Genomic DNA, 22598 nt, shown 5'->3' with positions numbered 1-22598 from the left:
CCCCCCCCAACCCCCCCCCACCCCCGGGGGCCCCCCCGGCCGCTGGAACTATGGCGACACGCAGCGGATCACCGTCGACCGGCCGATCGCCAAGGCCGAGCTGATCCGCCCGGCCGCCGTCACCCACTCCTCCGACCCCAACCAGCGGTTCGTCGACCTGCCGCTGAGCGTCATCGACGACCGGACCGTCGACCTGAACGTCACCGGCAACCCCAACCTCGCCCCGCCCGGCTGGTACATGCTCTTCGCGGTCGACGCCAACGGCGTCCCCTCCATCGCGCGGTGGGTGCACCTCGGCGGCCCGGCGGCGATGGCGGCGGAGGCGGAGACGTCGGCTCACGTCCACGACTTCGCCGGATCGCTCGCCGCCGAGCCGAGGAAACCGCTGAAGAAGCGGTCGTCGGCACCGGTGAGCCCGCGGATCGCCGGGTGCGACCGGCACTACGGCACGGCCGGGGTGTGCGTCCCGACGGCGTTCCCGCGGTCGGTGAAGGCGACGACGAAGGCCCGCTGCGACTGGCTGGCGACCCACGACTACGGCCACCTGAAGGTCAACGGCAAGGACGACCCGCTGCGGCTCGACCCGAACCGGGACGGTCTGGCCTGCGGGAAGGGGGACACCCCTACAGGGAAGGCCCGCCCTTGAGCGTGTCGATCGCGCGGTCGACGAGCGCGACCAGGTCGTCCTGCCGGTCGCGCTCCGCCCAGTGGATCGTCACCTCGCGCAGGGCGCCCATCACGGCGGCGGTGAAGACCCGTACCTCCAGGTCGTCCACCGCCCGCCCGGTGCGGTCGGCCAGGACGCGTGACAGCAGCTGGGAGGTCTCGGCCATGGTCTCGCTCATGCGGGCGCGGACGGCCGGGACCTCCGCCATCAGTCTGGCGCGCTGCCGCATCTCCTCGGGCTCGTGCTCCAGGAGGGCGGCCACGGCCTGCTTCATGACGAGCCGCAGCGACTCCAGCGGCTCCTCGCCGGCGGGGCGGGCACGCAGCGCCGTCTCCATGAACGGGTCGTACTCGTCCGTGAGGACGATGTCCTCCTTGGTGGGGAAGTAGCGGAAGACGGTGCTCGGCGACACCTCCGCCGCCTCCGCGATCTGCTCGACGGTCGTCGCCTCGTACCCCTGTTCGCCGATCAGCCGGTAGGTGGCCCGGCGGATCGCGATCCGGGTCTTGAGCTTCTTGCGCTCACGCAGGCCCAGCGGCGGCTGCGCGGCGGCGAGCGGCCCGTGGAGGTGCGCCTCGGGCAGCGGCCCGGAGAGGCTGGGGGAGTCGGCGGCCATGGGGCTCATTGTCGGACATGCGGGCCGCGCCCCGGCGCACGACGGCCGTCCGTGCCGCCCCGGACCGCCACGACCGCCGCGGGGGCCGGCGTCAGGCGTGCCGGTACGCCACCAGCGAGATGCCGATGTAGTGCACGATGAACGCCGCCAGCGTGAGCAGGTGGAAGACCTCGTGGAAGCCGAACCACCGCGGTGACGGGTTCGGCCGCTTGAAGCCGTACACCGCGCCGCCCAGGCTGTAGAGCACACCGCCGACGACCACCAGGACGAGCACCGCGACGCCGCCCTGTCGCAGGAAGTCCGGCAGGAAGAAGACGGCCGCCCAGCCCATCGCGATGTAGCACGGCGTGTAGAGCCAGCGCGGGGCGCCGACCCAGAACACCCGGAAGGCGATCCCCGCCACCGCCGCCGCCCATACCGCCCACAGCAGCACCCGGCCGGTGGAGTCGGGGAGGAGCAACAGCGTCAGCGGGGTATAGGTGCCCGCGATGATCAGAAAGATATTGGCGTGGTCGAGCCGGCGCAGGACGGCCGTGGCGCGCGGCCCCCAGGTCCCGCGGTGGTACAGCGCGCTCACGCCGAAGAGCAGGCACGCGGTGAGGGCGTAGACGCCGCACGCGATCCGGGCGCGCGGGGAGTCGGCGAGCGCCGTGAGGACCACTCCCGCGACGAGTGCGGCGGGAAACATGCCGGCGTGCAGCCAGCCGCGCAACCGGGGCTTCAGCGGGGGTGGGGCTGGGGCTATCTCGGTCACGTCGGTCACTCCGGGCCTGGCCACTGCAGTCATGGCGGAATGTTACCGACGCCCCCGAACGGAACGTGTGGGAGACGAATGAGTGGCAATGCTCACGTGAGAGGTCCTCTGGACATATGGGCACCCAGCCCGGATGATCAGATGAGTGCGGTCGGCACCGGATGAGCGCCAATGTGTACAACGCCGTGAAGCATCCGGGTCGCGGCCCCCACGGGGCAGACAACAACAAACCCCTCAACAAGGAGCAATCGTGGCGCGCGACAACGCGGCTCCCTCCACCGTCGTCCCCACCAACCACCAGGAGCTGATCTCCTGGGTCGACGAGATCGCAGCAATCACGCAGCCGGACAACGTCGTCTGGTGCGACGGTTCCGAAGCCGAGTACGAGCGCCTGTGCGAGGAGCTCGTCGCGAAGGGCACGTTCCGCAAGCTGGACCCGGTCAAGCGTCCGAACTCGTACTACGCCGCGTCCGACCCGACGGACGTCGCCCGCGTGGAGGACCGCACCTTCATCTGCTCCGAGAAGGAGGAGGAAGCGGGCCCGACCAACCACTGGAAGGCCCCGGCGGAGATGAAAGAGATCTTCGCCGGTGAGAAGGGGATCTTCCGCGGCTCCATGAAGGGCCGCACGATGTACGTCGTGCCCTTCTGCATGGGCCCGCTCGGCTCGCCGCTCTCCGCCATCGGCGTCGAGATCACCGACTCCGCGTATGTCGCCGTCTCGATGCGCACCATGACCCGCATGGGCCAGGCCGTCCTGGACGAGCTCGGCACCGACGGCTTCTTCGTCAGGGCCGTCCACACCCTCGGCGCCCCGCTGGAGGAGGGTCAGGAGGACGTTCCCTGGCCGTGCAACTCCACCAAGTACATCTCGCACTTCCCCGAGACCCGTGAGATCTGGTCGTACGGCTCCGGCTACGGCGGCAACGCCCTGCTCGGCAAGAAGTGCTACGCCCTGCGCATCGCGTCCGTCATGGCGCGCGACGAGGGCTGGCTCGCCGAGCACATGCTGATCCTCAAGCTGACCCCGCCGCAGGGCGAGGCGAAGTACGTCGCCGCGGCCTTCCCGTCCGCCTGCGGCAAGACCAACCTCGCGATGCTGGAGCCCACGATCTCCGGCTGGACCGTCGAGACGGTCGGCGACGACATCGCGTGGATGCGGTTCGGCGAGGACGGCCGGCTGTACGCGATCAACCCGGAGGCGGGCTTCTTCGGCGTCGCGCCCGGCACGGGCGAGCACACCAACGCCAACGCCATGAAGACCCTCTGGGGCAACGCCGTCTTCACCAACGTCGCGCTCACCGACGACAACGACGTGTGGTGGGAGGGCATGACCGAGACGGCCCCGGCGCACCTCACGGACTGGAAGGGCAACGACTGGACGCCCGCGTCCGAGACGCCGGCCGCCCACCCCAACGCCCGCTTCACCGTCCCCGCCTCGCAGTGCCCGATCATCGCGCCCGAGTGGGAGGACCCGAAGGGCGTGCCGATCTCGGCGATCCTCTTCGGCGGCCGCCGCGCCTCCGCCGTCCCGTTGGTCACCGAGTCCTTCGACTGGCAGCACGGTGTCTTCCTCGGTGCGAACGTCGCCTCCGAGAAGACCGCCGCCGCCGAGGGCAAGGTCGGCGAGCTGCGCCGCGACCCCTTCGCCATGCTGCCGTTCTGCGGCTACAACATGGGCGACTACATGGCCCACTGGATCAAGGTGGGTCAGGACGCCGCGCGGGGAGGAACCCAGACGAAGCTGCCGAAGATCTACTACGTGAACTGGTTCCGCAAGAACGACGCGGGCAGGTTCGTGTGGCCCGGCTTCGGTGAGAACAGCCGTGTCCTGAAGTGGATCGTGGAGCGCCTGGAGGGCAGGGCCGAGGGCGTCGAGACCCCGATCGGCATCCTGCCGACGCGCGACGCGCTCGACACCGACGGCCTTGACCTGCCCGAGGAGGACCTGGACTTCCTCCTCAAGGTCGACACCGACGTGTGGCGCGAGGAGGCCGCTCTGATCCCCGAGCACCTCAACACCTTCGGTGACCACACGCCGAAGGAGCTGTGGGACGAGTACCACGCCCTGGTGAAGCGGCTGGGCTGACCCCTGGACCTCGTGGCGGGTCAATCCGACATCCGCCCTGACCTGTGGGGTCATCCTTGACCCGCCACGATGCGATCGGCCCCCGGAGCCCTGCGGCTCCGGGGGCCGATATTCTCGAACCCCCTGTGCGCGACGTGCGCACGGCGGTCATACCGCCGGCTGCGCGGGTGACGACGCCACGAGGCGTCGACCGCCACGGCGACGGTGCGGGTACGCCGCTGGGGCCTGGTGGTTGGCACCCGGTCCACGCGCCTTACCGGCCCGTGGACCGGGGCCGTCAGAGGGCGCCGACCGGACGGAATCCGTCCAGGGCGTCGGTGTGCGCGTCCATGCGCTCGGCGGCGAGGATCGCGGCGGCCGTGTCGGCCCGGGAGGCGGCGACGACCAGGGCGCGGCCCGCGAGGGCGTGGGCGCGGCGGTGCAGGGCCGCCGGGTCGGCGCCGGTGAGACCCGCGTGGCGGGCCGGCGGCGCGCCACGGAGCCGGGCGACCTGCCGGGCGATGCGCTCCGCCGCCGCTTCGTCGCCGAGTTCATCGGTGACGGCGAGCAGCGCGGCGAGGTGTCCGGCGAGCTGGATGTCCAGCTCCTCCTCGCGGGAGCGGTGCGGGATGCGGTCCTGGGCGTCGTCGGCCATCCGGTGGACCGACTTGGTGCGGATCGGTTCGTACATGGTGGACGGCCTCCTGCTCTCGACAGGAGACCATCCTAGCTTGGATTCTGTCTAAAGTTGAGCTGACTTCAAGTGAGCCGGTCAGGGCTGGCTGTAACCGTCCAGGAAGTTCCCGATGCGGGTCACCGCGTCCGCGAGGTCCGTGGCGTTCGGCAGGGTCACGATCCGGAAGTGGTCCGGCTCGTGCCAGTTGAACCCCGTCCCGTGCACCACCATGATCTTCTCGGCCCGCAGCAGGTCCAGCACCATCTGCCGGTCGTCCTTGATCTTGAAGACGTCCGGGTCGAGCCGGGGGAAGAGATACAGCGCGCCCTTCGGCTTCACACACGTCACGCCCGGGATCTGCACCAGCAGCTCGTACGCCACGTCCCGCTGCTCCAGCAGCCGCCCGCCCGGCTGCACCAGCGCCTCGATCGACTGCCGCCCCTGGAGCGCGGCGGCGATGGCGTGCTGCGCCGGCATGTTGGCGCACAGCCGCATGTTGGCGAGGATCGTCAGACCCTCTATGTACGAGGTGGCGTGCGCCTTCGGGCCGCACACGGCGAGCCAGCCGCTGCGGTAGCCGGCCACGCGGTAGTTCTTCGACATGCCGTTGAAGGTCAGCACCAGCAGGTCGGGGGCGATGGCGGCGGTCGGGGTGTGCGTGACCCCGTCGTACAGGATCTTGTCGTAGATCTCGTCCGAGCAGACCACCAGGTTGTGGCGCCGGGCGATCTCCGTCAGCCCGCGCAGCATCTCGTCGTCGTACACCGCACCCGTCGGATTGTTCGGGTTGATGATGACGATGGCCTTGGTCCGGTCGGTGACCTTGCGCTCGATGTCGGCGAGGTCGGGCATCCAGTCGGACTGCTCGTCGCAGCGGTAGTGCACCGCCGTACCGCCGGCGAGGGACACGGACGCCGTCCACAGCGGATAGTCCGGCGCCGGTACGAGCACCTCGTCGCCGTCGTCGAGCAGCGCCTGCATCGACATCTGGATCAGCTCGGAGACGCCGTTGCCGAGGTAGATGTCGTCGACGGAGAGCGGGATGCCCTTGGTCTCGTAGTGGCTCATCACCGCGCGCCGCGCGGACAGCAGCCCCTTCGCGTCGCCGTACCCGTGCGCGTCGCCGAGGTTGCGGAGGACGTCCTCCAGGATGGCGGGCGGGCACTCGAAGCCGAAGGCGGCGGGGTTGCCGGTGTTGAGCTTGAGGATCCGGTGACCCGCGGCCTCGAGCCGCATCGCCTCCTCGAGCACCGGACCCCGGATTTCGTAACAGACGTTGGCGAGCTTCGTGGACTGGATCACCTGCATGTCGAGAGCTTACGGCGGGAGCCCGTGGGACGCCTCGTGTTTTGTGCCACGTAGCCTTCAGGAGGCTCCCCGCGGGGCACGATCGGAGGATGGATTCTCCGCAGCGTTTCGACGGATACGGCGTACTGATCACAGGCGCGGCGCGCGGCATCGGCGAGGCCACCGCCCGCAGACTGACGGCCGAGGGAGCCCGCGTCCTGGTCGCGGACCTCGACGAGGAGCTCGCCGGGGAGGTGGCGAAGACCCTGCCCGGGGCCGCCGCCGTCCGGTGCGACGTGGGCGACCGGGTCGCGGTCGAGGCGGTGGTCGCGTACGCCGTCGAGACCTTCGGCCGCCTCGACGTGCTGGTCAACAACGCGGCCTCGTGCACCCGCGACGCACCGTCCTTCGAGGACCAGGCCGAGGAGACCTGGCACCGGGACGTCGACATCACCCTGGCCGGCGCGATGCGCTGCGCCCGTGCCGCCCTGCCCCACCTGACGGCCTCCGGGCGCGGCGCGATCGTCAACATCGGGTCCGTCAACGGCGTCCAGGCCTTCGGCAACCACGCGTACAGCGCGGCCAAGGCGGGGCTGGCCTCGTTCACCCGCACCCTGGCCGCCCACGCCGCCCCGCGCGGCGTCCGCGTGAACCAGATCGACCCCGGGACCATCCGCACGCGCGCGTGGGCCGGCCGCGAGCGCGAGCTGGAGGCCCTCGCGGAGCGCGTCTACCCACTGGGCCGGGTGGGTGAGCCGGAGGACGTCGCCGCGGCCGTCGCGTTCCTGGCGTCCCGCGACGCGTCCTGGATCACCGGCACCACGCTGCGCGTGGACGGGGGGCTGCTCGCGCACAACACGGGGTTCGCCCTGGCCATGGAGCCCGTGGAGGACGAGGTGGGACAGGGCGGATAGGTTGGCGGGTCATGTGGAGGGCATGGAACGCGGCCGGACACCGGCACCGGCACCGGCGGCTGGGCGCGGTGGGGTCCGTGGCGGTGGCGGCGGGCGGCTGGACCGCGGGGACGCTGCCCGCCCGCGACCCCTGGGGCCTGTGGGTGCCGCACGGCACGGCGGTGACGGTGGCGGGCGCGGCCCTGGCGTACGCGGGGCTCACGCTCCTCATCGCCGCGTGGTGGGGGTACCGGCGGGCCGCCCGGGGCGCGTCCGCGCGCGACACGCTCGTCACGCTCGGGTGGTGGGGCGCCCCGCTGCTGCTCGCGCCGCCGCTGTACAGCGCGGACGTGTACAGCTACATCGCCCAGGGCGCGATGGTCCTCGAAGGGCATGACGTGTACGGCGCCGGGCCCGCCGTCCTGGACCCGGGGGGCCGGGGCGGCGACGCGGCGGCGAGCGTGGGCGGGCACTGGACCGACACGCCCGCCCCGTACGGCCCGGTGTTCCTGCTCGTCGCCCAGGCGGTGACCTGGGTGACGGGCGGGACGATCGTGCCGGCCGTGCTCGGCATGCGGCTGGTCGCGGTGGCGGCGGTGGGGCTCACCGTGTGGGCGCTGCGCCGTCTCGCGAGGGCGTCGGACACGGACGAGGGCAGTGCTCTGTGGATCGGTGCGCTCAATCCGCTGCTGCTGATCCACGTCGTGGGCGGTATGCACAACGACGGCCTGATGATCGCCCTCATGCTGTCGGGCGTGGCGCTCGCCCTGCGCGGCCGGTGGATCGCGGGCAGCGCCCTCGTCGGCCTCGCCGCCATGGTCAAGTCCCCCGCCGCCGTGGCGCTGCTCTTCATCGGCGTGATCGTCGTCCGCGCGGCGACCGGCGAGGGCGCCGGGGGCGTTCGGCGTGGTGGGCGCGCGAGGGGCGCCGGGGTCGTCGGGGTCGTCGGCCGCGGTGACCGGGTGCGCCTCCTCGCGAAGGGACTGCTCGGCCCCGGCCTGGTCGCCGCCTCGGTCGCCGTCGCCGCGACGCTGGTCGCCGGCACCGGTTTCGGCTGGCTCGGGACCCAGAGCGTCGCCGGGACGATCCACACCGCGCTGTCCGCCACCAGCGACCTGGGCCTCGCCCTCGGCGAACTGCTCCACCTGCTGTTCGGCACCGACCCGGACCCGGTCAAGGCCGCCGTCCAGCGACTGGGCCTCGTGGCCGCGCTCGTCGTCATCGTGGTCCTGGCCCGGCGGGCCGCCCGCGGCGTCGTCGCCCCCGCCCCCGCCTCCGCCCCGGCCCGGGTCACCGCCCTCGACCCGGTTCACGCGCTGGGCCTGGCCCTGCTGGCGCTGGTCGCCCTGTCGCCGATGGTGCAGCCCTGGTACGCGCTGTGGGGGATGACGCTGATCGCCGCCACCGCGCCGCACGGCCGCGCCGCCCGGGTCGTGATGGTGCTCTCGGCCGCCCTCCCGTACGAGACCCAGCCCTCCGGCCACACACCGGCGTACGGCTTCGTCCTCGCGGGCGTGGCCTGCGTCATCGGGACGGTGCTGCTGCGGCGCGAGGCGGCACCCCCCGCCCCGGCGGCCTCGCTGCCCCGCCTCACCCCGTAGCGCGGCGGATCGCGCGGCCCGCCAGGACGTCCGTGCGCCGGCCGTCCTCGATCACGAAGCGGCCGTCGATCAGGACGTACGGGATGCCGGTCGGCAGCGTGCGCGGCGCGTCGAAGGTGGACCCGGCCGCGACCGTGTCCGGGTCGAAGAGGACCAGGTCGGCGCGGTAGCCCTCGCGGACCAGCCCCCGGTCGGCCAGCCGCAGCCGGGCGGCCGGGCGGGAGGTGAGGTGCGCGACGGTCTCCTCCAGCGACAGCACGCCGAGCTCGCGCGCGTACCGCCCCAGGTAGTGCGGGAACGTGCCGTACGCGCGCGGGTGCGGCTTGGCGCCCTGGAGGATGCCGTCGGAGCCTCCCGTGTGCACCCGGTGGCGCATGATCGCCCGTACGTTCTCCTCATGGCCCACGTGCTGGAGGATCGTGGGGCCGAGGCGGTCGTCGATCAGCAGACGGCGGGCCGTCGCCCACGGGGTCTCGCCGCGGGCGTCCGCCGACTGCCGGACCGTCCGGCCGACGAAGCCCGTGAGCGCCGGGTCGACGACGCCGGAGATCTCGATGGTGTCCCACGCGACGGGCACGCCGTGGCAGCCGTCGGAGCCGGTCCCCTCCAGGTGGTGGCGGATCCGCTCGGCCGTCGCGCCGTCCCGCAGCCGCGCCAGGACCGCCTCGGGCCCGCCCTCGCTCGCCCAGCTCGGCAGCAGCGCCACGAGCGTCGTGCAGCCGGGGGTGTAGGGGTACGAGTCGAGGGTGACGTCCACGCCGTCGGCCAGCGCCGCGTCCAGCAGCGCCAGCAGCTCGGGCGCCCTGCCCTGGTTGACGCCGAAGTTCATGGTGGCGTGGGCCAGGTGCAGCGCGCAGCCCGCCGCCCGGGCGAGGGCGACCATCTCCTGGTACGCCTCCAGGGCGCCCGCCCCGTAACTGCGGTGGTGCGGGCAGAAGTAGCCGTCGTAGCCGGCCACGACCCGGCACAGCTCGGCGAGTTCGGTGTCGCGCGCGTACATGCCGGGCGTGTAGGTGAGGCCGGACGACATGCCGACGGCGCCCTGCTCCATGCCCTCGGCCACCAGTCGCCGCATCCGGCCGAGTTCGGCGTCGGTCGGCGGGCGGTCGTCCCATCCCATGGCGTACGCGCGGACCGTGCCCTGCGGGACGAGGTAGGCGGCGTTGACGGCGATGCCCTGGCGGTCGAGGCGATCGAGGTACTCGCCCACGGTCCGCCAGTCCACGTCGATGTCGGACCCGTCACCGTTCCAGCCGCTGATGGCCGTGCGGACCTCGCCGAGCGTGCGGTCGTCGACCGGCGCGTACGACAGGCCGTCCTGCCCCAGCACTTCGAGGGTGACGCCCTGCGCGGCCTTGGCGCTGTGGTCCGGGTCCCGGAGCAGGGCGAGGTCGCTGTGGGCGTGCATGTCGATGAAGCCCGGGGCCAGGGCGAGCCCGTGGGCGTCCAGGACGCGCCGCCCGGTCAGCGTCACCGGGTCGCCCTGGGCGCGGATGGCGGCGATCCGGCCGCCGCTGAGGCCGACGTCGGCGCGGTAGGAGGCGCCGCCACCGCCGTCGACGACGCGCACGTCACGTATGACGAGGTCCACGGCCGCCGGGCCTAGAAGAACGTACGGATGAAGTCGGTGACCGTGCCGTCCGCCTCCACCAGCGGGATCAGCTGCCACTTGTCGAAGACCGTGCACGGGTGGGACAGCCCCATCCCGACCCAGTCGCCGACCTCCAGCCCCGCCGCCTCCCGCGTGGTCTCCAGCCAGGCGTGCTGGTCCGACAGACGGCTCACCGTGATCCCCGTCGCCGGCCGGAGCGAGCCGTCCCGCGCCGAGCGCACGACCTGCGCCTCGGGAAGATGGAGGTCGTACGCCGCGTCCCGCTTGCCCGCGTTGACGAACGCCTGCTCCGCCGTCGGGCGGGACACCACCTGCGCCCACAGGCGGAACGCGGGCCGCAGCGCGCCTTCGTCGGGGACCCGGTTGAAGGGGGTGAGGTCGCGGTACTGGCCGTCGTCGTGCGAGACGTACGCGCCCGAGCGCAGCAGCTTCAGCGCCGGCCGGGACAGGGACGGCAGCTCGGCGAACACCTCGGCGACCGTGTCGAACCAGGCACTGCCGCCCGCGCTGACGACGATCTCGTCCACGTCGGCGGCGAAGCGGCCGGCCTTGTCGAACTCGGCCGCGAGGCCGGTCAGCCGGCGCAGCCACGCCCGTACGGTGTCCGCCGTCGCGTCCGGCACCTCGCCCTCGTACCCGGCGACGCCGACCAGGCGCAGCGTGCGCGTCGCGGCGACGGCGTCCGCGACGGCGGCGCAGTCGGCCTCCGTGCGCGCCCCGGTGCGCGCGCCGTCGCCCGCGCCCAGCTCGACGACGACCTCGACGGGGCGGGCGCAGCCCTCCAGGGCCTCGGCCATCAGCTCGACGCCGCGCACGGAGTCCACGTAACAGAGGAAACGGAAGTCCGGGTCCCGCTCCAGCTCGGCGGCCAGCCATCGCAGGGCGGCGGAGTCGACCAGCTCGTTGGCGAGGAAGATCCGCCGGACGCCGAACGCCCGGTAGACCCGAGCCTGGTGGGGCACGGCCGCCGTGATGCCCCACGCCCCGTACGCGATCTGCCGGTCGAAGAGCTGCGGCGCCATGGACGTCTTGCCGTGCGGGGCGAAGGCGAGACCGTGACGCTCGGAGTACGCCTCCAGGAGCGCGAGGTTGTGCGCGAGCGACTCGGCGGAGAGCGCGAGGACGGGGGTGGTGAACCCGCCGGTGAAGAGGTTGCGGCGCTGGGCGGCCAGCTCCCCGACGGTGAGCCCGTCGGCGTCCGCGGGGAGCCCTTTGAAGCGGTGGTCGACACGCTCGTGCCTGAGGTGGTCGGCAGCCATGCGCGCCCCTCCCTTTCCCGACGTTGCGCTACGCGCAACACCCATTGCGTATAGTGCTCGCTGCTGTCTAACATCCGGCGCAGCGCCGGGTCAATGGAGCCGGGCGAGCCAGTGAGGAGCCCCCGGCGTGACCCTCAGCGTGACCGGAACCGACGTCGTCTGTCTCGGTGAGTCCATGGTCACCTTCCTGCCCTCCCGGCCCGGCCGCCTCGCCGACGTCCCCTCCTTCACCCGCGCCATCGGCGGCGCCGAATCCAACGTCGCCTGCGCGCTGGCCGCCGCCGGGCACCGCGTCCGGTGGGTCAGCCGCGTCGGCGCGGACGGCTTCGGCGACCACCTGGTGGCGGCGATCGCCGCGTACGGCGTCGACACCCGCGCGGTACGCCGCGACCCGCACCGCCCGACCGGCGTGTACTTCCGCACGGCGACCGACCGGGCCGCCGACGCCCACGAGGTCGTCTACTACCGCGCCGGGTCGGCCGCCTCCGCGATGTCCCCGGACACCGTGGTGTACGACGACCTGCACTCCACCCGCGTCCTGCACCTGTCCGGCATCACCGCCGCGCTCTCCGCGGGCTGTCTCGCCCTGATGCGCGACCTCACCCGCCGCCGCCCGGGGCGCCCCCTGCTCTCCTTCGACGTCAACCACCGCCCGTCCCTGTGGCGCGACGCCCCCGCGGACCCGGCCGTCCTCCTGGACCTGGCGCGGGGCGCCGACCTCGTCTTCGTCGGCGAGGACGAGGCGGAGGCGGCGTGGGGCCTGCGGGGCGCCGGGGCGATCCGGGCGGCGTTGCCGGAGCCGGGCGTGGTGGTGGTCAAGCACGGCGGGCGGGGCGCGACGGTGTACGCCCGCGGCGCGGGCGCGTACCCGGGGGCGCCGCCCCCGGACCCCCGCGCCTCGACCTCCCCCGAGGACTTCGTCCAGGGGGAACCCCCAGGGGCCGAGTACGCGGCCCGCCCGCCGCACGCAGCCCGTCCGGCGTGTGAGGACACGGCCGAAGGCCGTGCGGGGTCCGGGGCGAAGCCCCGGTTCCGGGCAGGGGCGGGGTGGGGTGAAGCACCGCGCGGCGGCCCCGTGCCCGCGCACCACGCTCCCGCGCCGGGGCCGAGCCCCGGGGGGCTCGGGGCGGAGCCGCGGCCGGGCGACACCGTCACCTTCGTCCCCGCCCCCCGCGTCGACGTCGTCGCCCCCGTCGGCGCCGGGGACGCCTTCGCCGCCGGGTTCCTCGGCGCCACCCTCCGCGGCCTGGACCCGCGGCAGCGGCTGCGCCACGGGCACCTCATGGCCGCCTCCGCCCTCACCGTCCCCGGCGACCTGGGCACCCCTCCCGCCGCCCCGCACGCCGACCGGCTCGCCGGACTCGACGACGACGCCTGGGGGAGACTGCACCTCGGGCCCGGCTGGACGCGGACCGGGGAAGACCAGGAGGTACGTACGCCATGAGCCAGACCGTCGACCGGGCGCTGAGCATCCTGCCGCTGCTCGCGCGGGGCCCCGCCGACCTCGGGCAGGTCGCCGTCGCCCTCGGCGTACACAAGTCCACCGCCCTGCGGCTGCTGCGCACGCTCCACGCGCACGGGCTCGTCCACCGGCAGCAGGACCAGCGCTACCGGCTCGGCGCCCGCCTCTTCGCGCTCGCCCAGGAAGCCGTCGAGAACCTCGACGTCCGCGAGATCGCGCACCCCCACCTCGTCCGGCTCAACGAGCGGACGGGGCACACCGTCCACCTCGCCGTGCACGAGGAGGGCGAGGTGCTCTACATCGACAAGGTGGAGAGCCGCTACCCCGTGCGCATGTACTCGCGCATCGGCAAGCCCGTCGCGATCACCGTCGCCGCCGTCGCCAAGCTGCTGCTCGCCGACCTGCCCGACGGCGAGCGCCGCGCCCTGGCGGCGAAGCTGGACTACCCCCAGTACACGCCCCGTTCGACCCCGAACGCCGCCGCGTTCCTCAAGGAGCTGGCGACCGTACGCGAACAGGGCTGGGCCACCGACCTCGGCGGCCACGAGGAGTCCATCAACTGCGTCGCGGCCCCGATCCGCGGCGCGGACGGCCGGGTCGTCGCCGCCATGTCGGTCTCCGCGCCGAACGTCGTCGTCACCGCCGACGAACTGCTCACCCTCCTCCCGCTGGTGCGCCGCACCGCCGACGCCATCACGCGGGACTACTCCGGACACACCCCACCCGAGGAAGTCATCGCATGACCGAGAAGACCGCGCTCACCCCCGCCACCCACACCGCCCCGCCCGCCCGCTTCTCCCACGGCGTGCGCAAGGGCAACATCCTCCAGGTCGCCGGACAGGTCGGCTTCCTGCCGGCCGTGGAGGGCCGGGCGCCGGCCGTCGCGGGTCCGACGCTGCGCGAGCAGACCCTCCAGACCCTCGCCAACGTCGAGGCGATCCTGAAGGAGGGCGGCGCGACGTGGGACGACGTGATGATGATCCGCGTCTACCTCACGGACACGGCGCACTTCGCCGAGATGAACGAGATCTACGACGAGTACTTCGCGGGCCTGACCGTGCCCCCCGCCGCCCGGACCACGGTCTACGTCGGCCTGCCCGCCGGCCTGCTCATCGAGATCGACGCCCTGGCGGTCCTGGACTGACCGTCCCGCGAAGGCGGAGGGCGCCCGGTGCCGGGCGCCCTCCGTCGCGCGTCGCGGTCGTGCGTCGCGGCTGTGCGGTGCGGCTGTGCGTTCCCGTAGTGTGTGACCGCTCAACCCGCGGTGCAGTACTGCTGTTCCTTGCCGATCGACCGGTACATGCAGTCCGCGTTCTCGATCAGCTGCAGCACCGCGTCCCGGTTGCGGCTCGTCTCGCGCTCGATGACCTCGTCGGGCGGGTAGAAGCCGCCGCCTCCGGAGCTGCTCGGGTACATCTCGAAGGTGTAGCCGAAGATCTTGTGCGCGCCCCACAGGTAGTCGTCGATCGACCCGTCCGTGACGTAGAGGTCGCTCGACTGCTGTGGCGTGTAGCCGTTGCTCGCGGCCATCTTGCGCCCGACCGTGGCGAAGGCGTCCCGGTCGTCCTGGGTCAGGCCGGGGGCGGTGTCGTTGTACGTGTAGCCGTACGGCCAGAGGACCAGTTCGCTGTACGTGTGGAAGTCGATGCCCGCCTTGATCTGCTGCTTGCCGCCCACGACGCGGGAGCGGACGAAGTCGGCGACGACCTTCACCTCGGGGGCGGACTCGGGGGCCGAGCCGCGGTAGGTCTCGGAGCCGGTCGAGCCGGAGGAGCCGCCGCAGCAGCCCCACTTGAAGTTCCAGTTGCGGTTCATGTCCGTGCCGACGGACGACGAGCCGGCGTTGGGCTGGCGGTTCTTGCGCCAGCTGCGGTAGGAGCCGGAGGCGATGTCGTACTCGCCGCCGTCCGGGTTGAGGTCGGGCACGATCCAGATCTCGCGGTTGTTGACGGCGCTGGTGATGCGGGAGTCGGAGCCGTATCCCGCGCCGAGTTCGCGCAGCAGGTAGAGCGCCATCTCGACGGTGAGGTGCTCGCGGGCGTGCTGGTGGTGGGTGAAGAGGATCTCCGGCTCGTTCTCGTCCGTGGCGACGTTGTCGCTGATCTTGATGGCGACGATGTCGCGGCCCTGGTACGACTTGCCGATGACACGGCGGCTCATGATGTTCGGGTACTGCTGGAGCCGCTGGCCGATCTCCGCGTTCATCTCGGCGTAGTTGTGGTAGCGGGCGTCGGCGGAGGGGAAGTCCATCGCGCCGACGGCCTTGCCGCCGGTCCGGTCGGGCGGGGCGGGCAGGGCGACGGGCTTGTGGCCGAGTGCGCGCAGCCGCCGGAGCTGTTCGGCGTTGGCGCTGACGACGACGGCGTGGGCGTCGGCCTCGTCGATCGAGACGCCGGTGGCGGCGAGGGCGGTGCGCTCGGCCGCGGTGGACGGGCCGTGGATCTCGTACTGCCGGATCACCTCCTCCGTGGTGGCGGCGGGGGCGGTCGGCACGTCGGCAGCCGTCGTGGTGGTCGCGGTGAGCGGTGCCACGACGGCGAGCGCCAGGAAGGCCGTGAGGGTGGCGGACCTTCTGCCGTTCATGCCGCGTATGCGAAGTCGCATGCTGCTGTCTCCTGGGTGGGGGGTACGGGGTGGCTCTCCCCGTGCGACGCATCGTGCGGCTATGGCATGACCGCGTCAAGAGGTTGTCTCCGGCCATGGTCGCCGCGCTCCGGTCGCCGTGGTGGCGTTCGCGGGCCGTGGTCCCGGCGTGCCGCCCCTTGCGGGATCACCCCGGACCCGCTTTGGTGACGTGACGTCACGTCATAACGATCACGAGGGGAAGGCGGACGGACATGACAGGCACAGACACCGCGCGGAGCGAGGACGCCGCGGGAGGCGTCACCCCCCGCAGGGCCACCTGGCGCTCCATCGGCCCCGGCATCGTCGTCGCCGCCACCGGCGTCGGCGCCGGCGACCTGGCGGCGACGCTCATCGCGGGCAGCAAGTTCGGCTACACCCTGCTGTGGGCCGCCGTCATCGGCTGCGTCGTCAAGATCTCCCTCGCCGAGGCCGCCGGCCGCTGGCACCTGGCCACCGGCCGCACCCTCTTCGACGGCTGGCGCAGCCTCGGCGCCTGGACGACGGTCTACTTCGTCGGATACGTCATCGTCTGGGGCTTCGTCTACGGCGCGGCCGCCATGTCCTCCAGCGCCCTCCCGCTGAGCGCGCTCTTCCCGGACGTGATGGACCTCAAGTGGTGGGCCGTGCTGTGCGGCCTGACCGGGCTGGTCTTCGTATGGTTCAACCGGTACGCCGTCTTCGAGAAGGTCATGACGATCCTGGTCGGCGTGATGTTCGTGATCACCGTCTACCTCGCCATCCGGGTCACCCCGCACCTCGGCGACGCGCTCGCCGGCCTCGCGCCCGTCCTGCCGGACGGTTCGCTGATCTACACCCTCGGCCTGATCGGCGGCGTCGGCGGCACGATCACCCTGGCGGCGTACGGCTACTGGGTGAACGCCAAGGGCTGGACCGACATCAGCTGGATCAAGGTCATGCGTCTCGACAACCGGGTCGCCTACCTCACCACCGGCGTCTTCGTCGTCGCGATGCTCTTCGTCGGCGCCGAGCTGCTGCACTCCTCCGGCGTCGCGCTCGCCAAGGGCGACAAGGGGCTGCTCGACCTCGGCAAGGTGCTGGAGGACCAGTACGGCGCCGCGACGGCCAAGCTCTTCCTGATCGGCTTCTTCGCCACCTCCTTCACCTCCCTCATCGGCGTCTGGCACGGCGTCAGCCTGATGTTCGCCGACTTCGTCGCCCGCTTCCGCGCGGAGCGCGGCGGCGACGCGACCGCCGTCGCGGTCCGAGAGAAGTCGCTGCCGTTCCGGGCGTACCTGCTGTGGCTGACGTTCCCGCCCATCAGCCTGCTCTTCCTGGACCAGCCGTTCGGCCTGATCATCGTGTACGGCGTGATCGGCGCGTTCTTCATGCCGTTCCTGGCGCTCACGCTCGTCTGGCTGCTCAACTCCGACCGGACCCCGCGCGAGTGGCGCAACGGCCGGCTGAGCAACGGCATGCTGAGCGCGGCGGGGCTGCTGTTCGTGGTGCTGTGCGTCCAGCAGGTGCGCGAACTGCCCTGGTAGGCCGTGGTCGTACCGGGCTGCTCATACTGGGGGACATGACAACGCCCCCCGGATTCGGCCCCCCGATACCGGCGCAGCCGCCGTACGGCCCCCCGACGGTCCCGTACGGCGGCCCACCACCCGCCCCGTACGGCGCGCCGGCCCCGCCCCCGTACGGCGCTCCCGTCCCGTACGGCGCCGCGGCCCCCTACGGCCCGCCGCCGCCCGCCGACGGGCCGGAGTTCGTGGCGCACGACCGGCGCAACTCCGTGATCGTCGACCCGTTCGGTGTGGCCCTGGAGATCAACGGCCACACCATGGAGTTCCCGTGGGCCGCCATCGCCACCGTGCACCACGCCCCCTCCCCGCACGGCGGCGCCGTCCTCATGGTCGCCGTCGCCCACCCCGGCGGCATGCTGTACGAGTGCCGGATCGACGCCCGCCGCAAGGCCCAGCTCCACCAGTGGCTGGCCGAGCTGGGCCCCGTACTGCACCACTACCTGGCGAACCGCCCGCCGGTGGCGTAGCTACGGCAGGTTGTGGACGTGCGGGCCGACCGCGTTGGACCAGGCGTTGCCGGCGGTCGCGTCCCAGTTCGTGGACCAGGTCATCGCCCCGCGCAGCGCCGGGTAGGTCTTCGACGGCTTGAAGGAGCCGCAGCCCGTCCCGCGCGTCAGGCAGTCCAGCGCGTTCTTCACGATCGACGGGTCGACGTAGCCGCTGCCCGCGCCGCGGGGGGAGGCGGGGACGCCGAGCCCGACCTGGGAGGCGTCCAGGCCGCCCTCCAGCTGGATGCAGGCCAGCGCCGTCAGGAAGTCCACGGACCCCTGCGCGTACACCTTGCCGTCACAGCCGAGCATCGACCCGCTGTTGTAGTACTGCATGTTGACGACCGTGAGGATGTCCTTCACCGCCAGCGCCGTCTTGAAGTACTCGGTGCCCGTCGACTGCATGTCGATGGTCTGCGGCGCCATCGTCAGCACCATGGACGGCCCGGCCTTCGCCGACAGCTGGCGCAGCGCCTTGGTCAGGTACGTGGAGTTGATGCCGTGCTCCAGGTCGATGTCGACCCCGCTGAAGCCGTACTCCTGCATCAGGGCGTACGCGCTGTTCGCGAAGGCGGTCGCCGACGCGTCGCTGTTGATGGTGACGTTGCCCTTCTCACCGCCCACCGAGATGATCACCGATTTGCCGGCGGCCTTCTTCGCGGCGATGTCGGCCTTGAAGTCCGCCACCGAGGCGTAACCGACGGCCGGGTCGAGGTTGAAGACGATCTGGCCGGGTGTGGCGGTCGAGTCCGCGAACGACACCGCGATGATGTCGTACTGCGCCTGCACGTCCCGCAGCTTCTGCACCGTCGCGCCGTTGTCGAAGTTCTGCCAGTAGCCGGTCAGCGCGTGCCGCGGCACGGCCGGGTTCGGGTTGGTGCCGCCGCCCGACGTCTTGCCGCTCACCGCCGCCGACTTCGCGGACTCGCCCGCCGCGTTCGTCGCGCTGACCTGGAAGCTGTACGCGGTGTTCGCCGCCAGCCCGCTCACGGTCGCCGACGTGCCCGTCACGGACTGCGCCTTGGCGCCGTCCCGGTAGATGTTGTACCCGGTCGCGCCCGGGACCGCGTTCCAGCTCAGGGCGATGGACGACGAGGTCACCGCGCCGGTCGTGAGCCCGGCGGGCGTCGCGGGCACCACCGGGTCGGGGTCACCGCCGCCGCCCCCGTCGGGCCCGAAGACGGAGACGTCGTCGGCGTAGTAGGCCGCCTGCCCGTACCAGCCGTGCGTGTAGACGGTCACCGACGTCGTGTTCGCCCCGGTCGTGAAGCGGGTGGTCAGCTGCTTCCAGCCGGAGGAGTCCGGCGTCCACGTCGACACGTCGGTCGTGCCGGTGCCGCTCGCGCCGAGGTACGCGTACCCGCCCTGCACCCAGGCGCTCAGGGTGTACGTGGAGTTGGGCCGGACCGCCACGGTCTGTGCGCAGCGGGCGTTGTCCTGCCCGCTGGGCGTGGCCTTGAGCGCGGCGGCGCCGCCGCGCACCGGCGAGGAGACGGTGGCGCCGCTGCCGGCCGAGCAGGTCCAGTTGGCGAGCCCGGACTCGAAGCCGGCGTTCTTGGCGACGTTGACGTCGGCGGCCTGGGCGGTACCGGCTCCGCCGGTGACTGCCAGCCCGGACCCGACGGCGAGCGCCAGGGCACCTCCGAGCCATCTGCGCCGGTGCGGTCGCGTGCGTGAGCGGTCCACTTGCTGCCTCCGGTGGGGGAGTCGAGGGGTACGGAAGGAGAACGGCGGCCACCGCTGGCGTAAAACTGGTCCAGACCAATCGAGTTGTCAAGGCCTGTGACACCGACTCGTACGCGAGGGGACGTTCACGCGGGCCGCTCCGGTGCCCGGCGGCGCCCTGAGGAGGGAATTCACGCGAAGGTGGAGCAGAATCGTTCCTCGCGCGGCTTCCCGGACACCGCGCGCGACCGAGCCGGGGGAGCGGAACGTCTGCTCGTCCCCCTTTTGCTCGTACTTGTGAGTAATTTCCCTGCCCCGGAGAAAGGTGGAGAGGTTCACCGCCGGAGTAAGTCCTGGATAAAGTGCTGAGGCAACTGCACTGCGCAGTCGACGATCTGCGGTGGCCGGTTCGCCGGTGACCGGAGTGAACGGGGATTTCGAAGTGCCGACAGCGATTGCGGTCACCAGTGCTGACCTGGTGCTGCCTCCCACTGATCAACAGACGCCCGCAGCCGCCGTGTTACCCGCGCCGGACAGCCGGCCCCTCGACGCGGCGCTGGCCGATATGCAGATGTTGCTGGAGCAGCACGGGCACGTCGTCGTGGCGTATCCCTCCTCCGTCACGACCGACCACGAACGGCGCCTGTTCGCCGTGCGCGCGATCCTGGAGAGCGACCGCGTCGCCCTGCTGAAGCTGGACCTCCCGCCGCTGGGAACGGCCGTGCTCGTCCGCCAGCTGCGCCAGTTGTCCCTCTGCGACTTCAGCCCCGGAATCATCGCCTCCGCGGCGCGTCTCCTTTCCCACTACATCTACGCCGGAGCCGTACTGAACTCCGTCGCCAAACTGGACCGCGTCCCGGTCAGCCTCAAAGCCCACCTCAAGGGCTGGATGCCGGGTTCGCAGTTCGCCGTGCTGGCCGGGCCGCAGCCGCAGCTCATCCGGATCGGCCAGGGGTCGGGCCTGCTCACGGGCCCCGAATTCGGCGCGCAGTTCGGCACGCGCATGCTGACCGCCCGGGGCGCGCTCCCCTCGGAATGGGTCACCGACACCCTCGCCCCGGCGTGGCACGTGCAGGACGTCCAGGAGGCGCCCCTGCCCGACCAGTCACCGCGCTGGTGGGGCACCGGCAAGCTGGTCGAGTTCGCCGCGTACCTGCCGGACATCACCGTCCTCTACCAGCTCGTCGCGTCCGTACGGCGCGAACGGTGCCACTGGTGCGGCATGGAACTCATCGGTGACCGCTGTGCCTTCTGCTCCGCGCCCGTCCCCGCGCCCGAGAACCGGGCACACGATTCAGGTGTCCTGAATCAGGGGACCTCCCCCAACCCGTAGTTCCTCGCGCACGCTCCACGCGTTCTGTCCGCTCCGTCCCACGTATCCGATCGAGGTCGTACGGAATGAACTCCCGCCAGCGCCGCGGCGTCATACTCCTTCTGTTGTCGGTCCTGTGCGCCTTCGCCGCCTTCGCCGGTGTGCTTTCGGTGATCAGCGACGTGAACTCCAAGGTCGGCCCGGAGGGGTCGGCGTACAAGGTCAAAAGCGATGTGGCGCCCTATACGTCGCTGAGCGCGCGACAGTTCGAAAAGATCTCGATGCCCAAGCGCTGGCTTTCCGACAACGCCGTCACCGACATCTCCGAGATCAACGGCAAGATCGCCGTCACCCAGCTCCGGGCGGGTTCGCTCCTGCAGAACGACATGATCGTGAAACGTCCCGCCCTCCAGGCCGGCCAGCAGGAAATCGCCATCATGATCGACGCCGCCACCGGTGTGGCCGGAAAGATCACCCCCGGTGCGACGGTGAACATCTACGCCACCTTCGCGGGCGAGCGGCAGGGCGCGCCCGCCCAGTCCAAGGTCATCGTCGCCAACGCGCGCGTCCTGGACGTGGGCAAGCTCACCGCCCTGGAACCCGGACGGGACAGCAAGGCCAACCAGGCCACCGAGGCCGTGCCGATCACCTTCGCGCTCAACACCCTCGACACCCAGCGCGTCGCCTACGCCGAATCCTTCGCGGAGCACGTACGGCTCGCGCTGGTCGCGCCGGGCAGCGACACCACCATCCGTCCGGGCGACCGCACCTACACGCTCGACAAGGACAAGTGAGCATCGGATGAGCACCAGGATCCTCCCGGCGGTCGGTGACGCCGACGCGGCACGGTCGGTCACGACGCTGCTCAGCCAGCTTCCCGACTCGGACCCGGCGGTCCCGGTCGGCGACTCCACCCAGCTGATCGACACGCTCGCGCGCCTCGCGGCGGAGTCGATCGACGAGCTGCCCGAGGTCGTGCTGGTCCACGAGCGGATCGGTCCGGTGCCGGCGCTGGAGCTGATCCGGGAGGTCGCGCTGCGCTTCCCCGCCATCGGGGTCGTCCTCATCACCGCCGACGCGAGCCCCGCGCTCTTCTCGGCCGCCATGGACTCCGGAGCGCGCGGCCTGGTGGCGCTGCCGCTGAGCTACGAGGAGCTCGCCCACCGCGTGCAGGCCGCGGCGCAGTGGTCCGCCGGGGTACGCCGCCACCTGGGCGCCGGGGCCGACGTCTTCACCGGCCCGAGCGGCACCGTCGTCACCGTCACCGGCGCGAAGGGCGGCGTGGGCACCACCGTCACCGCGATCCAGCTCGCCCTCGCCGCCCGGGCGTCCGGCCGCAACACCGCCCTGGTCGACCTGGACCTCCAGACCGGGGACGTCGCCTCGTACCTGGACGTGCAGTTCCGCCGCTCCATCGTCGACCTGGCCCTGATCTCCGACATCTCGCCCCGGGTGCTGTCGGACGCCATCTACAACCACGACACGGGGGTCGCCCTGCTCCTCGCCCCCGGCGAGGGCGAGCGCGGGGAAGAAGTCAGCGACCGGTCCGCACGGCAGATCGTCAGCGCCCTGCGCTCCCGGTACGACGTCGTGGTCATCGACTGCGGCAGCCAGATGCACGGCGCGAACGCCGCGGCCATCGAGATGGCGGACACCGCGGTCCTGGTGACCACCCCGGACGTGGTGGCGGTGCGCGGCGCCAAGCGCCTCGTACGGCTCTGGGACCGGCTCCAGATCCGCAAGGCGGAGGAGACGGTCACGGTGGTCAACCGCCACAGCCGCAACTCCGAGATCCAGCCGCCGCTCATCCAGAAGATCACCGGCACGCGGGTGGCCGGTACGGCGGTCCCGGCCAACTTCAAGGAGTTGCAGGGCGTGATCGACGCCGGCCGGATGCACGACCTGGACGCCCGCAGCGTGGTCAAGCAGGCGCTGTGGTCGCTGGCCGGGGAGCTGGGACTGGTGAAGATTCCCGAAGGCGCCGACAAGGGCGGTAGGTTCCGCGGTGACCGCGGCTCGATCGGACGCCCGCGCCGCCGGCGCGGGTCTGGTACTGAGGGAGCAGGCTGAGC

At 72.0% G+C, this 22598-nt stretch carries 20 protein-coding genes; 12 read left to right on the top strand and 8 right to left on the bottom strand.

The annotated features are described in order from the left end of the window. Positions 1–646 (top strand): galactose oxidase early set domain-containing protein (locus tag ABZZ38_RS22790; protein ID WP_356742864.1); only part of this gene is annotated, 646 nt, incomplete at its 5' end. On the opposite strand, the gene ABZZ38_RS22785 is transcribed toward ABZZ38_RS22790, so the two are convergent. Both ABZZ38_RS22785 and ABZZ38_RS22780 read right to left on the bottom strand, forming a co-directional pair. After that, the gene (locus ABZZ38_RS22785; protein ID WP_356742862.1) at positions 624–1283 is read right to left on the bottom strand and encodes a TetR family transcriptional regulator; all 660 of its coding nucleotides are present in this window, start codon (positions 1281–1283) and stop codon (positions 624–626) included. The two genes, ABZZ38_RS22790 and ABZZ38_RS22785, sit on opposite strands and share 23 nt — an antisense overlap. A gap of 91 nt (positions 1284–1374) precedes the next feature. Beyond that, on the bottom strand, positions 1375–2070 hold the full coding sequence (locus tag ABZZ38_RS22780; RefSeq protein WP_356742860.1) for a hemolysin III family protein: 696 nt from the start codon (positions 2068–2070) through the stop codon (positions 1375–1377). A 217-nt stretch (positions 2071–2287) separates the two neighbouring features. Between ABZZ38_RS22780 and ABZZ38_RS22775 the strand changes: the two genes are divergently transcribed. Then, positions 2288–4126 carry a phosphoenolpyruvate carboxykinase (GTP) gene (locus ABZZ38_RS22775; RefSeq protein WP_356742858.1) on the top strand — a complete coding sequence of 613 codons (1839 nt, stop codon included), beginning with the start codon at positions 2288–2290 and terminating at the stop codon, positions 4124–4126. A gap of 277 nt (positions 4127–4403) precedes the next feature. On the opposite strand, the gene ABZZ38_RS22770 is transcribed toward ABZZ38_RS22775, so the two are convergent. Both ABZZ38_RS22770 and ABZZ38_RS22765 read right to left on the bottom strand, forming a co-directional pair. Continuing rightward, positions 4404–4796: a hypothetical protein gene (locus ABZZ38_RS22770; RefSeq protein ID WP_356742856.1), complete on the bottom strand. Its 393-nt coding sequence runs from the start codon at positions 4794–4796 to the stop codon at positions 4404–4406. A gap of 81 nt (positions 4797–4877) precedes the next feature. Next, entirely contained in the window at positions 4878–6089 is a 1212-nt protein-coding gene (locus ABZZ38_RS22765; RefSeq protein ID WP_356742854.1) for a pyridoxal phosphate-dependent aminotransferase, read from the bottom strand. An 89-nt stretch (positions 6090–6178) separates the two neighbouring features. Between ABZZ38_RS22765 and ABZZ38_RS22760 the strand changes: the two genes are divergently transcribed. Both ABZZ38_RS22760 and mptB read left to right on the top strand, forming a co-directional pair. Next, complete coding sequence (locus tag ABZZ38_RS22760; protein ID WP_356742852.1) at positions 6179–6982, top strand: SDR family NAD(P)-dependent oxidoreductase; 804 nt, start codon at positions 6179–6181, stop codon at positions 6980–6982. Positions 6983–6993: 11 nt separating this feature from the next. After that, entirely contained in the window at positions 6994–8562 is a 1569-nt protein-coding gene (gene mptB, locus ABZZ38_RS22755; RefSeq protein WP_356742850.1) for a polyprenol phosphomannose-dependent alpha 1,6 mannosyltransferase MptB, read from the top strand. On the opposite strand, the gene ABZZ38_RS22750 is transcribed toward mptB, so the two are convergent. Together ABZZ38_RS22750 and ABZZ38_RS22745 are read right to left on the bottom strand one after the other, a co-directional pair. Then, positions 8552–10153 carry a D-aminoacylase gene (locus ABZZ38_RS22750; RefSeq protein ID WP_356742848.1) on the bottom strand — a complete coding sequence of 534 codons (1602 nt, stop codon included), beginning with the start codon at positions 10151–10153 and terminating at the stop codon, positions 8552–8554. The two genes, mptB and ABZZ38_RS22750, sit on opposite strands and share 11 nt — an antisense overlap. A gap of 11 nt (positions 10154–10164) precedes the next feature. Then, positions 10165–11433, bottom strand: a complete 1269-nt coding sequence (locus ABZZ38_RS22745) for an alanine racemase (protein WP_356742846.1) — start codon at positions 11431–11433, stop codon at positions 10165–10167. A gap of 127 nt (positions 11434–11560) precedes the next feature. Between ABZZ38_RS22745 and ABZZ38_RS22740 the strand changes: the two genes are divergently transcribed. The 3 genes from ABZZ38_RS22740 to ABZZ38_RS22730 are packed head-to-tail and all read left to right on the top strand — an operon-like array spanning position 11561 to position 14039. Next, positions 11561–12877, top strand: a complete 1317-nt coding sequence (locus tag ABZZ38_RS22740) for a PfkB family carbohydrate kinase (protein ID WP_356742844.1) — start codon at positions 11561–11563, stop codon at positions 12875–12877. Continuing rightward, positions 12874–13638 carry an IclR family transcriptional regulator gene (locus ABZZ38_RS22735; protein ID WP_356742842.1) on the top strand — a complete coding sequence of 255 codons (765 nt, stop codon included), beginning with the start codon at positions 12874–12876 and terminating at the stop codon, positions 13636–13638. Before ABZZ38_RS22740 ends, ABZZ38_RS22735 begins: the two co-directional genes overlap by 4 nt. Further along, complete coding sequence (locus ABZZ38_RS22730) at positions 13635–14039, top strand: RidA family protein (protein ID WP_356742840.1); 405 nt, start codon at positions 13635–13637, stop codon at positions 14037–14039. Before ABZZ38_RS22735 ends, ABZZ38_RS22730 begins: the two co-directional genes overlap by 4 nt. A 110-nt stretch (positions 14040–14149) precedes the next feature. On the opposite strand, the gene ABZZ38_RS22725 is transcribed toward ABZZ38_RS22730, so the two are convergent. Then, on the bottom strand, positions 14150–15499 hold the full coding sequence (locus ABZZ38_RS22725; RefSeq protein ID WP_356742838.1) for a M14 family metallopeptidase: 1350 nt from the start codon (positions 15497–15499) through the stop codon (positions 14150–14152). Between the two features lie 233 nt (positions 15500–15732). Between ABZZ38_RS22725 and ABZZ38_RS22720 the strand changes: the two genes are divergently transcribed. Together ABZZ38_RS22720 and ABZZ38_RS22715 are read left to right on the top strand one after the other, a co-directional pair. Next, positions 15733–17022: an Nramp family divalent metal transporter gene (locus tag ABZZ38_RS22720; protein ID WP_356742836.1), complete on the top strand. Its 1290-nt coding sequence runs from the start codon at positions 15733–15735 to the stop codon at positions 17020–17022. A gap of 35 nt (positions 17023–17057) precedes the next feature. Continuing rightward, positions 17058–17528, top strand: a complete 471-nt coding sequence (locus ABZZ38_RS22715) for a hypothetical protein (RefSeq protein WP_356742834.1) — start codon at positions 17058–17060, stop codon at positions 17526–17528. Here ABZZ38_RS22715 and ABZZ38_RS22710 read toward each other — a convergent pair whose 3' ends face one another. Then, entirely contained in the window at positions 17529–19235 is a 1707-nt protein-coding gene (locus tag ABZZ38_RS22710; protein WP_356742832.1) for a glycoside hydrolase family 18 protein, read from the bottom strand. Positions 19236–19656: 421 nt separating this feature from the next. On the opposite strand from ABZZ38_RS22710, the gene ABZZ38_RS22705 reads away from it, so the two are divergent. From ABZZ38_RS22705 to ABZZ38_RS22695, 3 genes are all read left to right on the top strand, one after another. Further along, a complete protein-coding gene (locus ABZZ38_RS22705; protein ID WP_356742830.1) occupies positions 19657–20547 on the top strand; it encodes a zinc ribbon domain-containing protein in 891 nt (296 codons plus the stop codon). 65 nt (positions 20548–20612) lie between these two features. Continuing rightward, positions 20613–21320: a Flp pilus assembly protein CpaB gene (gene cpaB, locus ABZZ38_RS22700; RefSeq protein WP_356742828.1), complete on the top strand. Its 708-nt coding sequence runs from the start codon at positions 20613–20615 to the stop codon at positions 21318–21320. A 7-nt stretch (positions 21321–21327) separates the two neighbouring features. Next, positions 21328–22596, top strand: coding sequence for an AAA family ATPase (locus tag ABZZ38_RS22695; protein ID WP_356742826.1), 1269 nt, complete (start codon positions 21328–21330; stop codon positions 22594–22596). The last annotated feature ends 2 nt before the right edge of the window (positions 22597–22598 follow it).

The sequence above is a fragment of the Streptomyces sp. NPDC006368 genome (assembly GCF_040612535.1).
In the GTDB taxonomy this organism is placed as follows: Bacteria; Actinomycetota; Actinomycetes; order Streptomycetales; family Streptomycetaceae; genus Streptomyces.
The sequence above is the reverse complement of the archived record's forward strand: the minus strand, read 5'-3'. Positions and strand labels throughout refer to the sequence as shown.